This window comes from Streptomyces sp. NPDC005574, from assembly GCF_040605435.1.
Classification (GTDB): Bacteria; Actinomycetota; Actinomycetes; order Streptomycetales; family Streptomycetaceae; genus Streptomyces.
This window is the reverse complement of sequence record NZ_JBEXCW010000085.1, coordinates 18,110-30,291: the sequence shown is the minus strand read 5'-3', so window position 1 is coordinate 30,291 and position 12,182 is coordinate 18,110. Positions and strand designations below refer to the sequence as shown.

General features: G+C 65.0%; 12 protein-coding genes and 1 pseudogene. 6 read left to right on the top strand and 7 right to left on the bottom strand.

The genetic code is table 11. The features are described from left to right. The first annotated feature begins 151 nt into the window (after positions 1–151). Positions 152–1,076, top strand: a pseudogene (locus tag ABZT03_RS34370) (IS5 family transposase). A gap of 22 nt (positions 1,077–1,098) precedes the next feature. On the opposite strand, the gene ABZT03_RS34365 reads toward ABZT03_RS34370, so the two are convergent. From ABZT03_RS34365 to ABZT03_RS34340, 6 genes are all read right to left on the bottom strand, one after another. Next, positions 1,099–1,593, bottom strand: coding sequence for a peptidylprolyl isomerase (locus tag ABZT03_RS34365; protein ID WP_356046751.1), 495 nt, complete (start codon positions 1,591–1,593; stop codon positions 1,099–1,101). 1,269 nt (positions 1,594–2,862) lie between these two features. Continuing rightward, complete coding sequence (locus tag ABZT03_RS34360) at positions 2,863–3,165, bottom strand: hypothetical protein (RefSeq protein WP_356046749.1); 303 nt, start codon at positions 3,163–3,165, stop codon at positions 2,863–2,865. Next, positions 3,162–3,905, bottom strand: a complete 744-nt coding sequence (locus ABZT03_RS34355) for a GntR family transcriptional regulator (protein ID WP_356046747.1) — start codon at positions 3,903–3,905, stop codon at positions 3,162–3,164. Before ABZT03_RS34355 ends, ABZT03_RS34360 begins: the two co-directional genes overlap by 4 nt. Next, complete coding sequence (locus ABZT03_RS34350) at positions 3,902–4,126, bottom strand: hypothetical protein (RefSeq protein WP_356046745.1); 225 nt, start codon at positions 4,124–4,126, stop codon at positions 3,902–3,904. The genes ABZT03_RS34355 and ABZT03_RS34350 overlap by 4 nt, the downstream gene beginning before the upstream one ends. A gap of 217 nt (positions 4,127–4,343) precedes the next feature. Further along, positions 4,344–4,541, bottom strand: a complete 198-nt coding sequence (locus tag ABZT03_RS34345; RefSeq protein WP_356046743.1) for a hypothetical protein — start codon at positions 4,539–4,541, stop codon at positions 4,344–4,346. A gap of 126 nt (positions 4,542–4,667) precedes the next feature. Further along, entirely contained in the window at positions 4,668–4,946 is a 279-nt protein-coding gene (locus ABZT03_RS34340; protein WP_356046741.1) for a hypothetical protein, read from the bottom strand. A gap of 78 nt (positions 4,947–5,024) precedes the next feature. On the opposite strand from ABZT03_RS34340, the gene ABZT03_RS34335 reads away from it, so the two are divergent. The 3 genes from ABZT03_RS34335 to ABZT03_RS34325 all read left to right on the top strand — a co-directional run bounded on the left by ABZT03_RS34335 (position 5,025) and on the right by ABZT03_RS34325 (position 6,521). Next, positions 5,025–5,780: a GntR family transcriptional regulator gene (locus ABZT03_RS34335; protein ID WP_356046739.1), complete on the top strand. Its 756-nt coding sequence runs from the start codon at positions 5,025–5,027 to the stop codon at positions 5,778–5,780. Positions 5,781–5,821: 41 nt separating this feature from the next. Continuing rightward, positions 5,822–6,160, top strand: coding sequence for a hypothetical protein (locus tag ABZT03_RS34330; RefSeq protein ID WP_356046738.1), 339 nt, complete (start codon positions 5,822–5,824; stop codon positions 6,158–6,160). Positions 6,161–6,260: 100 nt separating this feature from the next. Continuing rightward, entirely contained in the window at positions 6,261–6,521 is a 261-nt protein-coding gene (locus tag ABZT03_RS34325; RefSeq protein WP_356046737.1) for a cold shock domain-containing protein, read from the top strand. A gap of 709 nt (positions 6,522–7,230) precedes the next feature. Here the strand turns inward: ABZT03_RS34325 and ABZT03_RS34320 are convergent. Further along, the gene (locus ABZT03_RS34320) at positions 7,231–8,442 is read right to left on the bottom strand and encodes a hypothetical protein (RefSeq protein ID WP_356046736.1); all 1,212 of its coding nucleotides are present in this window, start codon (positions 8,440–8,442) and stop codon (positions 7,231–7,233) included. 593 nt (positions 8,443–9,035) lie between these two features. On the opposite strand from ABZT03_RS34320, the gene ABZT03_RS34315 reads away from it, so the two are divergent. Beyond that, positions 9,036–9,563, top strand: coding sequence for a hypothetical protein (locus tag ABZT03_RS34315; RefSeq protein ID WP_356046735.1), 528 nt, complete (start codon positions 9,036–9,038; stop codon positions 9,561–9,563). A gap of 15 nt (positions 9,564–9,578) precedes the next feature. Next, positions 9,579–12,155 (top strand): hypothetical protein, encoded by a 2,577-nt coding sequence (locus ABZT03_RS34310; protein WP_356046734.1) that lies wholly within the window; start codon positions 9,579–9,581, stop codon positions 12,153–12,155. The last annotated feature ends 27 nt before the right edge of the window (positions 12,156–12,182 follow it).

Sequence of the window (12,182 nt, the reverse complement as noted above, 5' to 3'; positions counted from 1 at the left end):
CGGTCCGACAACCGCTCACCAGATGACTTCAACTGACCCGCTCTTGCCACGCCAACAACAACGACCGGATTGCCCCTAAGTTACCGGTATTGAGGCTAGGACTTGTCGGGCCGATCATGCGTCTGTTGCGTGTCCGGATCGTTGAACGGGCATGGGGCGGGGTGATCTGACGGATGCGGAGTGGGAACGGCTGCGGCCCTTCCTGCCGGTCAGTAACGATCGTTGTGGCCGGTGGCGGGATCACCGGCAGGTGATCGACGGGATTTTGCATCGGGTGCGGACCGGTGTTCAGTGGCGTGACCTGCCCGAGAGGTTCGGGCCGTGGAAAACTGTCTACGAACGCCACCGGCTGTGGTCGGCCGACGGGACCTGGGAGCGTCTGCTCCAGCAGATCCAGGCTGCGGCCGACAACTTCGGCGAGGTCGACTGGGACGTCTCGGTGGACTCCACCATCGTGCGGGCCCACCAGCACGCGGCCGGCGCCCGCATCGACCAGCCACCCGCGCCAAAAGGGGCCACAATCGGAGAACACCAGGGCGAAATTCCGTGGCAGAGCCTTCTTCCCCGCCTGGTGGAGGTGGCGCTGGAGCTGAGGGCCTGGGCCGCTCGCGCGGCGGGTTCACCAGCAAAATCCACCTGAGCGCGGACGGCCGCTGCCGCCCACTGTCCCTCATCATCACCGCAGGCCAGCGGGCAGACTGCACCCAGTTCATCGGCGTTCTGGAGAAGATCCGAGTGCCCCGGATCGGATTGGGCAGGCCGCGCCAGAAGCCTGCGAGCCTGGCAGCCGACAAGGCATACAGCAACGGCCCCATCCGCGAATACCTGCGACGCCGGGGCATCCGGCACACCATCCCGGAGAAGACCGATAGCCAGGCCGCCCGCCTACGAAGGGCTCACGCGGCGGACGGCCACCCGGATTCGATACAGAGCGGTACAAGAAACGCAACACCGTCGAACGGGCGATCAACCGTCTGAAGCAGCACCGGGCGGTCGCCACCCGTTATGACAAACGCGGCTACGTCTTCCTCGGCACCATGACCGCAGCAGCTTTGGTCATCTGGCTACGAACATGAGCGGCCGGGCAGGCCCAGGGCCTCAGAGTTGGCCGCAGTCGTCGATGACAATCTTCTTCGAAGTCCTGCCCGAATCAGAGCCATACGTCTCGACCTTCTTGATGTGTTCGTAGCCCTCGACCACGCTGCCGAACACAACGTGCTTGCCATCGAGCCAGTCGGGCGCCACAGTGCAGATGAAGAATTGTGAGCCGTTGGTGTTCGGCCCCGAGTTGGCCATGCTCAAGATGCCGGGGCGCGTGTGCTTCAGCGTAAAGTTCTCGTCCGGGAACTTTTCCCCGTAGATGCTCTTGCCGCCGGTGCCATTGTGGTTGGTGAAGTCCCCACCCTGGAGCATGAAGTTAGGGATGACGCGGTGGAAGGTCGAACCCTTGTAACCGAATCCGTTCTGGCCGGTCGTCAGTTCCAGGAAGTTCCGGGCGGTGTCGGGAACAACATCAGAGCGCAGTTCCATGACGACCCGGCCGATGTTCTCACCGCCGGCAGACAGGTCAAAGTAGACGCGTGGATTTGCCATGCGGCACATGATCGCATATTGCGGACGCTCCTCTGGTCATTGTCATCCTGGCAAGTTTCGCGGTCCAGGAGTGGCCGCGAAGTCAGACGGGGCCTGATGACCAGTCGGCGCAAGACTCTCCACCTCACCGACATCACTAGTCGTGCGTCTCCGGGTGCGCGAAACCTCGCCCTTCAGAGTGAAGGCACCAGTCCCCGCTAAGACTTGTCCGCCGATCCGGCTACGAACGTGATCGACCGGACAGGTCCTAGGCGCTCGACTTGCCGGCGATCGTGACTGCCTGGCAGTCATGACCCCGCCCGCTGCGATATCACCCGAACACAGTGCTGGATGCTGGACAGCGCCCGATACTGAGCGCAGTTGAGGGAGAGGAGCTGCAGACGATGCTGCGACGGTGGGCACAGCGGCGCTACGACAAATCGCAGGCGGAATACTGGCAGAGCATCGAGCCCATGCTTGAGCCTGGAGAGCAGAAAATTGCCAGTGCTCCTGCACGAAACCTGTGGGACGGCCCTCAGGATGGAGTCCTCTTCCTCACAGACCGGACTATCTACTGGGGTGCTTGGCTAGGGCAAGGCCGACGGACGAGGCCCATGTTTGCGCAAGACCTTCGAGAGTGTCCGAGTGCACTCATCGGCGAGCAAGGCTCGTTGGACATAGCGGTGAGTGGCGAGCAAATTGGATCTTTCGCCTCATTCACCCCAGCCCCCGGCGCCCAGTGGGGCTTCACTGAGTTCTGCAAGAGCTTCGGCCAAGCGATGGAGGACAGCAGAGAGCTGCCGCCAGCCACGGACGCACCTTCTGGCGATGCACGGTGAGTGTCTAACTGCGTGACAACGTCGACGAACGGCGACGGACGCGCGCATACACCGACGGACTATCACAGCAGATCAGACGAGCACTGCCCCAAGGTCAGCCGCCTACCCAAGTTGCTTCGGGACGAAGAAGTCGCCGCGCCAAGGCTTCGTCACCACGCTTCCGCCGTCGCTACTTGCTCTGTGGACGTCACCGGACTGCATGGCTGAGCACAGTGGGGGCGCAGCAAGGCACACGCGCGCCTGCCGGTCGGCGTACCCGACATCGTGGCTGATTTTCGTCGGCTGAGGTTCAGGCGGTCGCAAAAGGGTTCGTCTCTGCCTCGGTGTGCGATGCGTCTGCACCGGGTCGGCACAGCTCGACGGGGAGGGGAGCCCGGGTTGGTCTTTGGGCTCCCCTCCCCGTGCAGCAGGGAGGGCCGTCATCGACAGGCGATGTTGTGCGGCTGCTTCTTCAGATGCGGTGTGGTTCGTTCAGCGTCAGTAGGTGACCGCGGCTGATCGCGACGCGGAGTACGTCTCGTAGGGCCTCGGTCAGTTCCTTCGCCAGCCGGTGCTTTTCGCCCGGGTCCGTGTCCTGGTCGTCGAGCGTTTCGGAGGCTCGTTCCAGCAGCTCGGCGGCCGTACCGAGTTGGACCGCTTCGATGTTGTCCGCCAGGCGGGACATGAAGCCGTCCCGGTCGTCGGTGCTCAGGTAGCAGGGGTTTCCGCCGGGGCCCGACCATGGGAGGAGCCGCAGTTCGTCTTGTGCCGTCATCCTTGCGTCTGCCTCTCGTCGATCACGTGGTGGGTGGTGAAGACCGCGTCAATGCGGTCACCCGGGAAGGCCAGCAGTGCGGCTTCGACAACGCGCCCAGCGAGGTCGGTTGCCGTGCGCGTGATGGCGAGGACGGGCATCGTGGAGCCGATCCGAAGGGCCGATGCTTCATCCGGTGTCGGTAGGCGGGCGCGTACCGTCTCCCGGACAGCGGCCGGCGCAGAGCCGAGCACGGCGAATCTCGTGGCCGCTTCGCTGTACGCGGACTCGTCGTCGAGCACTCCGGCCGGTGCCAGGTCGCGCGGGAGGTAGATGCGGGCCAGTCCGTGCGGTGACGCTCCTTCGAGGCTGAGACACGAGAACTCGGCGACGGGACTGCCCATGGGCACGTTGAGCAAGGTCGTGAGATGTCCGTGCGCTTGAACCGTGTTGGTGCGAACGGTGACGCGCAGAGCCGCTTCGGCAGCGATCCACGGGTCCAGGATTCCCCAGCCGCCGACGTACATGATCTCGCGAAGGGAGCGACGGACGAAGTTGCCCTTGCCGTGGATCTTCTCGACGAGGCCTTCCCCTTGAAGTGCGGCGAGAGCACTCCGCAGAGTCAGCGTGCTGACCTTGTACCGGTCGGCCAAGTCGGCTTCGGACGGGAGGCGTTCACCGGGCTGGATACGGCCGGTCGTGATCTGTTGCCGGAGGTCGTCGGCGATGTCGTGATGGCGAGAAGGCACGGACCCGGTCACCGCCTTCTCAGCGACCGCACGGCGAGGAGCCGGGTGCGCGCGTGGATGGTCAGCAGCTCGCCCGACTCGAAGACCAGTTGCTTGGCCCCCTGGGGGAGTTGGAAGAGGTCTCTCACCCGGCAGGCGCGACCACCGAGTTGGATGACGTCGCCGCGCTGCACGGTGGCCGCGGTGACCTCGATGCTGGCGACCAGCGCGCCGCCGGGAGCCCATGCGCTCATCGCTCCACCTCCGCAGTGGGGAATCGGTCGGCTGCCGGATGGCACGGGCAGTCGCACGCCTCGTAGATCACAGGAAGGTCGACCGGGGCCGAAGCCGGGGAGGACTCCGTGCAGGCGGGGTGCGTGCCGATGCGGCAGGCGGTCGAGCGGTAGGGAACGGCCGAGGCGTCCGCGCTGCGGAGATGCCGGCGAGACGGCATTGAGGACATCGAGGGCATCAGTGGACCCCCGCGAGGACCGACCACGCATGGATCGGCAGATGGGGAGCGACAACCACCGAGCGCGTGCGCACACGCTTCTCCCAGGCCAGCACGTACGGACGGACGAGTGCGGTGCCTTCAACCGCGAGCGAGTGCCGACGGTCCGCATCCGTGGAGGCCCGCCCCAGGATGACCGTCAACGCGTCAGCGGACATGGGGACAGCGGTAACGGTCGGCGAGTGGACGGCCGTTAAGGGGCGGCGGTGCCTGCCCTTTGCGGAGTGACGCGCCCTGGTGAGAGATACGGCGCAGCGGATACGGTTGAGCACGCTGGTCAGCTCCTATCGCTGATGGCCCGGTCCCCCGACATCGCCCGTCGTGGGGACCGCTTTGCGTACGACCGCCCAGAGGGTGCGGCCGTTCAAGCTGGTGGCGACGAGCCCGAACCGATCGGCCTCGGCCACCACTTCCAGGACCTCCCGCCATGACTCGGTGGAGAGCGACTTCGGCACCTCCGCTTCGACCGACGTGTGCCGGGCGTGCTCCTCAAAGCGCGCGAGGAGCCCGACAGCGGTCAGCCGGGCAGCGATGGCCGCCGCGCTGACTCCCGAAGTGGGCACAGGGCAGCCTCCGTCACTGGCAATCACTTTCAGTGAAGCTAGTTAACTAGATTAGAGCTAGTGGACTAGATTTTCCATATGCCTGAGCAGCCGCCCTATATCCGCATCGCCGACGAACTCCGGCAGCGCATCGCGGAGCACGTCTGGGAGCCGGGGGACCGCCTCCCCTCCCGCGCCCAGATCGGCCAGGAGTACGGCGTGGGCGAGAACGTGGTGCGACGGGCCCAGGAGTTGCTGATCTCCCAGGGCATGCTTGAGGGCCGCGCCGGTTCCGGCACGTATGTCGCTGAGCCCAGACAGCGAGTGCGAGTCGTCCGCTCGATGGCGCGCGAGCAGCGCGACGGGTCCCCGTTCCGCGCGGACATGAAGGCCGTCGGCAGACAGGGCGATTGGGAGAGCCGGACCGACGCCAAGGTCCCGGCGCCGACGGAGATCGCGGCGCGGCTCGGCCTCGCCGAGGGTGAGTTGTGCGTGCGGACGGCGTACGAATTCCTGGCGAACGGCAGGCCGGTGCAACTGTCGACGAGTTGGGAGCCGTACGACCTCATCGCGGGCACGCTCGTCGTCCTCCCTGAGGGAGGGCCTCACGCTGGGGCCGGAGTCGTGAACCGGATGGCCGCGATCGGCATCATCGTCAGCCACGCCGTCGAGCAGCCTGAGCCGAGGACGGCCACGGCCGAGGAAGCCTCACTCCTGGGCATCCAAAAGGCCGCACTCGTCACGCACATCCGGCGGACGTACTACAGCGACCAGGGACGGCCGGTCGAGACTGCGGACATCGTGGTGCCAGTCTCGTTGTGCGAGATCGCCTACGAGATCCCGATCAATCGCTAATCAGTCGCCCCCAACACTTCACGGCGGGCATCATGACGCGCGTGGGGATCGATGTGGAACTGCACTCTGCTCGGCCGGCACGCGGCTGGAAGAAGGCGCGTGCGACGTTCCTTCGAGGGTGCTACGGGCACGCGGAAGCGTTGGCCGACGCGCTGGGGTCGCTTCACTATCTCGGCGTCCCCAGCCGGCTTACCGCCGTCGACCTCTACGGGGACACGGTGATGAACGAACAGGAAGCCGCAGCAGCCCTCAGCGAGTTGCCCGGCTTGAGGGCGCTGTGCGCGGACGAGCGACAACGCGCGGCACTGGATGATCTCGCAGCGGTACTGGAACAGTGCGTGGCCACCCCGGGCAGCTACGTATGGTTCGCGGGCGACTGAGCCGCAGATGCCAGCGTCACAGTGTTTCCCACGGTGGAACGTGGCGACCTGAGCGGTCAGGCCTTTTGTGATCGTGTGGGATAGATGAGGGGAGAGACGAATGAGTCGCCGCAGAGAGACCCGGAAGGTCGCCGCAGTCGTGACCGCGACTGTGCGTGAGTGGAGGGACGAGGAGGGTTGGGGTGTCCTCGACTCGCCTCAGACTCCCGGAGGGTGTTTCGGCCACTACGCCGACATTCAGGCGCCCGGCTTTCGCACGCTGTCACCAGGGCAGCAGGTCGATCTCATCTGGGAGGCACCCGGCTTCAAGCAGGACGGGTACGACTACCGGGCGGTGAGCATCGTTCCTCGCCCCGTCTGACATCCACGGCTGACATCAACGAGGCCGGACGGCGGCATACGGCAGCGCCCCCGCACGACCGCCGGACCTGGCGACGACGGCACCAGGGGCGGGTGTAGATCGAACTCCTAAAGCGGTGCTCATGGACGAGCGCCCTCTCGGGCCGTGGAAGGGAGCTCAATGGTGACCAACGTGACCAGTGCCGACAGCTCGGCAGCAGGTCAGGGCGTTGATCGGTTAGGCGGCTGCACGTCACGGCCATCGATGATCAGTTGTGGCTGAGCTGTACTACCGAGGACGTGGCCAAGCACTGCAATCCCTCGTCGGCACTCGCGTCGACGACTGCACCTCCAAGCGCCGGTGGCACATCGCTGGAACTGGGAGCTGGGCACTGCAAAACGCACCATACTGGGCGTGACAGAACCGGGGGGGCATCAGCGATGTTGAGGCGATGGGCACAGCGGCGCTACGACAAAGTTCAGTCGGTGTACTGGCGAAGCATTGACCCCGCGCTTGAGCCTGGAGAGCGGAAGATCGTCAGCGCGTCTGCGCGGAACCTGTGGGATAGCCGAACAGGACGGTTTCCTGTTCCTTACGGATCGAACGAGCTACTGGGGCGCATGGCTGGGTGATGGAAGACAGGCCAGGCCCTTGTGTGCGCGGGCCTTCGAGACTGTCCGAGGCAACGCATAGGCGAGATGCTGCACACCAACTCCATCCACAAACCGCTTCACGCCACCGCATCAATCCGCTCAACACACACATCTCGAATGATCTTCAAGTCAACCAACGCCTGAGCCCGGGCCTCCTCATGACCGGGCAGCCCGCTGGTCACCTTCTCAACCGCTTCGCCGATTGCGGAGATAATCACTTTCGGGGCGAATCGCATACCGAAGACGTAGCCGGTGTCCACGCGAGTTCGCAAATCCAACTCCACCACCTCCCAGGCAACCATAACTTCCGAATGCGCTCCGGCTCCGGACGATTGCTCCAGCGCCCGGATCAGGGCCTGGATGTTCTTGTACGCCTGCGTGCACAATTTGCGGTAGCGGGTCCACATTTTATGCGTGGCCACCACGGTGGCAATTGCGACAGTAACCGCTAGAGCTGGTAGCACCTTGGTGTAGTCACGAGACATCGTCGGTAGCACGGCATATAGCAAAATAGCCACACCGCATGCCCCGTTAAAGTTCCCGACCGTCCGGCTGACCATTGCCCGAAGGACACGCCCCTCCAGCCGTTCAAGCAGTCTATCCTTCGGCTCAAACCAGTGCGCCAAGTAGGGAAAGAGAAGACAGAAGGCCAGCATTTTCTGAGCGTCCCCGTAGCGAGCGATGAATTGCTCTGGAGCTGCGAAGATCCTGTCAGCCACATTGAGTGGATAGAAGGAGATCTTGAACGCGATAACACCCCAGATCACCACCTTCGCCTTCTCTCGGCGAATGAACCATGCGGGCGTATGGAATGTTATTGTCAACCACTGACGCAGCCGACTACGCATGCGGCGTATAGGCTTCGGTGCCTGCAAACCAGGAGAGATCTTTCGCCAGTGACGTCCCGCCACAACAATGAGGGCGATACTGAAGATAAAGATCACGACCCCAACGGCCTGGCGCCCCGCCCCATAAAGCTGGTTGCCCCAGAGATTCAGCACAAACCCGACCGGCAAGAAGGCGAGCTTCCAGTGGGCGCGCACAAGGCCAACAGGCCGGTACCAGATCGACATACCACCATGCTCCGACTCAGTCACGGCGCGGCGGACTGGTTTGATGGAGATCAGAGGTTCAACGTCGTGAAGACCCGAGGGCCGGGGCCAACCGGGCCACTTGCCGCAGGCTTGGTCGAACTTCGCAAACAGAAGCCTGCTCGGGCAGCCTCTGCGGAACTGGATGCTGTCACCGCCACAGCGTTCCGATACGACGACCGCCACGCGCATCGTCATGGTGGCTACGGTGCGCCGGCGGCTGTCCTTGGTGCGAGCGAACCGTGTCGGTCGATGACCACGCTGCGCCTCCGTTGGCGCACCGCCTGGACCCGTCAATCACCGGGAGCCAGCAGACGTTGACCGAAGGGCCGGCCGTGAAGCGGGCAAGGTCGAGACAGTAGGCGTAGCAGCCCTCCCGGGGCAGCCCACGGAATTGGCTGTCGCAACAAGGCCCCACGTCTGGCCTGCCTCGCTTGCGCCCACGCCCGACCCCCGCGTCGATGCCGATGTGGCAAAAGCGCCATCGCTTCCGGGCGCGGAAGAGTCGTGCGCCCCTTTGCCGTATTTCGGCCACACCAGCAAGATCGCACGCGGATGATTCCGCATGATTTCAGCCGGAAGTGCGCCTGCCATATGCGCATGGAGTGGGCATCGCGGGACGACGCCCACGTCAAGGACATCGCACACATGAACGACAGGGGCATTCCAGACGGCATCTCCTGCGGCCGGAACAACTCTTCTCTCTGAGTGACAGCAAACGTACCGTCAGTCAGGTTTTGTGCCCGCAGGTAGGCCGCGGGGTGCGCAATCAACGGGGAGGGCATACAGCCATGGACCCACTGACGTTTCCGATGCTCGTCGGCACCGCGCTCACCGAGGCGGTCAAATTCCTGTTCGATCGAGCCGGGGCGGTCCTCGATCGACGCTCGGGCCGAGTTCCCCTAGAGGAACCGGAAGAGGTGGAAGGACGAAGCGGGCCGTTTACCGTCCACCCATCTGAACTGTCCGCTGCGCGAATCGAGCGCATCACCGAAGCCCGCGGAGCACTCCAGGTGTATCTGGCGCGTCCTGCGCTGCTACAGGGAGGCGATCCCGAGCTCAGGGAGCTCTTGGGTGGGCTGCGCCTGGACTTGGAGGAGATCTATGGGCGGCAGTTGCCCTTTGGCGACGAGGAAGAGCGGCCTGCCCGCCCGGGAGTCTCCGTCACACAACGCACGGACCACCTCGCCGGCCACCAGGTCGGCGTACGCGCGCAAGGCATTTCCCAACAGGGTCGCGTGCGCGTGGACCAGTCCGCGAGGGTCATCGAGGCGTCGGCGGAACAAGTAGGCACCGAGATCGACGGAACCATCGGCTGAGAGGCGACGCAACCGATGGCTTTCGACGACGAACCGGGCATTGCACATCGGCAGCCCGCTCCGGCTACTGGAGTGCCGCACAGCGCTACCGAAGATCCGCGCGTACGTCCACCACTGCTTGACCGGTACACAGATAAAGAAGAAAGCAACCGGGCGGAACACTACGGCAGTTCGGCTGACTTACACGCGACGGGCTCAGTGGCCAATACCGAGCCACCAACGGACTTCCGCGCGGCCGCGGTGACGGTGCCGAGCGCACAGTCTGTCTCCGGCCTCTCGCCGCATCCACCTGCCCCTGCCGCCCCACCGAACAGCTCGGAGCCATTGGCCCAGCAAGAAGCCGAGCGGGGCAGGAGGGCATCACCGTCCCCCGAGGCGATCGAGGCGGTCGGGCAAGCCGCCACGCTGCAGCGTGCCTTGATCAATCTAGGCGAGATGATCGGCACGAAGTACGTGTTCGAGCAGACCTTGGACGCGGACGCGCCCATCGACTCCGAGTACTTGGCGGTGATCCGCAAGGTCTATGCCGAGCCCCACTTCGAAGGCGTGGACCGGAGCCGCAGCCCGTTCGCGCAGGCACTGGCGTCCCTCCGGCCCTCGGGGTCAGTGCTGGTCATCAACCGTCCGCCGAACAGCAGCAGGACCACGACCGCCTACGCCTTTCTCGACCAGCTCGTGGAAGAAGGGCTGATCACAGATGTACGCCCACTCTCCTTCGGCGGCTCCCAGCACTTCCCCGCACGACGCCTACCTCACGACCACAGATGCGGCTTCCTGCTCGAACTGCCGCCGGACGAGGACGGCTTCCAGGTCGCCGACGCCTTCGGTTCCGGTCTGGGCAAGCTCGGCGAGCGGCTGGCCCGGCGGGACAACCGGCTCATCGTTCTCACCCGCCCGGAACAGTGGCAGCGCATCAGCCACGGCGCGCCGCCTGGCGTAGCCCCGGACCTTGGCAAGATCCGCCCGCACGACATCGCCACCCGCTGGCTGCTCGCCCAGGAGCCGTCGTTCCCCGTCAGTACCTGGCTCCGCAACACCGGTATACGCCGACTCATCGACGGGATGACACCCACGGACATCCTGAACGTCACTTCTCTCATGCTCGATGAGCACCGAAAGGCCGAACGTCTTGCTGCCGACGTCGCCTTGGGCTTAACCCGGGAATCGACACAGCAGACTTCCGCCGAGCGGCCCCTATCCCTCGACGCACAGATCGCCAACGTCGTGGCCGTCCTGAGCAACTGGGAGGACGCGCTCTACGAGTGGCACGAGCCAGAGGGCCACCTCCGGACCAGCTTCGAACGGAACTTCCTCCTGACCGCGGCCGTCCTGCGCGGCGACCCAGTGGGGCATGTGTACGCCAAGGCAGCGGAGTTGACCGACACGCTCGACAAGAAGAAGGACTCCGTCCCCATCCACGGGCAGCAAGCCCCTGGCGTGATCGCCATGACCAAGGCGATCAAGGCGCGGCGCGAGGAGGACGGCACCCTTCGCTTCGACCGCCCGCACTGGGACGACGCCGCGATCGAGTACTTCTGGAACGACCGCCCTTTGGCTCGCACGTCCTTCTTGAAGTGGCTCGCGCAGGTACCCATCGACGACACGGGGACGAACAAGGAAGCCCTGGAGACCATCACCAAGGACGCCCGCCGTGCCCTGGCGGGCCGCATCGGTGAGTTCGCGCTGCGCTGGGCCGTGCGTCATCGCAGGCAGGAACCATTGGAGGAGATCGCCAAGGCGTGGTACGCCCACGGCACGGACAGAGAACTGTGGCCTCTGGCCGTGGAGTTGCTCGACAACGCGGCGATCCACGCCGCGAGCGCGCCATACGTACACACCCTGTTGCTGTCCTGGGCCAAACGCAAAGAGCCCTCCCTCCAGCAGGCGGTCGTCGAGGTCTGCACGGGGCAGTTCGGACGTCGGCACACCGGAAAGGCGCTACGCCGCCTGAAGCGTGTGGCGAATATCGGACTTGAGGAGGTCGTGGGCAGCCTGCGCGAGGCGATCCAGGTGCTGTGGGCGGACACCTCCGTCCGGAAGACCCTCTTCGGGTACGTCGTCGACTGGTGCGGCGACGAGAAGATCAGGGACACCGTGGGCAAGCGCACATTCGCGGCTCTCGCCGCGTCTCCCGCGCCCAAGGCCGGCCGAGTGCCGCTAGTTCTGCACAACGGCACGACAACGGACACCGACGAGGAGGAGGAATTTCGCCCGCCCGTCTCCGGCCTGGTCACCGGATGGCGCACCCTCCTGCGTCAAGCGACTGGACCGGCAGGAGATCGCGAACTCGACCACGCCATCTACCTGTGGCTCGACGCGGCCCTCAAGCAGCCGTCGCTGCGATCACTCATCCTCGACACCCTCCGCCGGGCCGTGGACGTTCGCGGTCCTGAAGGTCCGACCCTGCGCGAAGCCCTCCGCACCTGCTCCCAGGTCTGGGTCCAGAGTGAGACCCGCCCATACTCACCCGACCGGGCGCACCTGAAGCAGGAGCTCTCCTCCCTCCTCGACGCCGACCTGGCCAAGGTCCAGAAGCGCCTTCTGACGGAAGCCCCCGAGGCTGAGGAGACGGAGGGGTCCGAAGCCGCATGAAGCGCCGTCCCATCCCCGAAGACGCCT

What these genes read in the sequence shown, in the direction of transcription:
- ABZT03_RS34365 (WP_356046751.1), bottom strand. Translation starts at nt 1,593, where the DNA reads ATGGCAAATCCACGCGTCTACTTTGACCTGTCTGCCGGCGGTGAGAAC.
- ABZT03_RS34320 (WP_356046736.1), bottom strand. Translation starts at nt 8,442, where the DNA reads ATGACGATGCGCGTGGCGGTCGTCGTATCGGAACGCTGTGGCGGTGAC.
- ABZT03_RS34315 (WP_356046735.1), top strand. Translation starts at nt 9,036, where the DNA reads ATGGACCCACTGACGTTTCCGATGCTCGTCGGCACCGCGCTCACCGAG.
- ABZT03_RS34345 (WP_356046743.1), bottom strand. Translation starts at nt 4,541, where the DNA reads ATGTCCGCTGACGCGTTGACGGTCATCCTGGGGCGGGCCTCCACGGAT.
- ABZT03_RS34325 (WP_356046737.1), top strand. Translation starts at nt 6,261, where the DNA reads ATGAGTCGCCGCAGAGAGACCCGGAAGGTCGCCGCAGTCGTGACCGCG.
- ABZT03_RS34360 (WP_356046749.1), bottom strand. Translation starts at nt 3,165, where the DNA reads ATGACGGCACAAGACGAACTGCGGCTCCTCCCATGGTCGGGCCCCGGC.
- ABZT03_RS34335 (WP_356046739.1), top strand. Translation starts at nt 5,025, where the DNA reads ATGCCTGAGCAGCCGCCCTATATCCGCATCGCCGACGAACTCCGGCAG.
- ABZT03_RS34310 (WP_356046734.1), top strand. Translation starts at nt 9,579, where the DNA reads ATGGCTTTCGACGACGAACCGGGCATTGCACATCGGCAGCCCGCTCCG.
- ABZT03_RS34350 (WP_356046745.1), bottom strand. Translation starts at nt 4,126, where the DNA reads ATGAGCGCATGGGCTCCCGGCGGCGCGCTGGTCGCCAGCATCGAGGTC.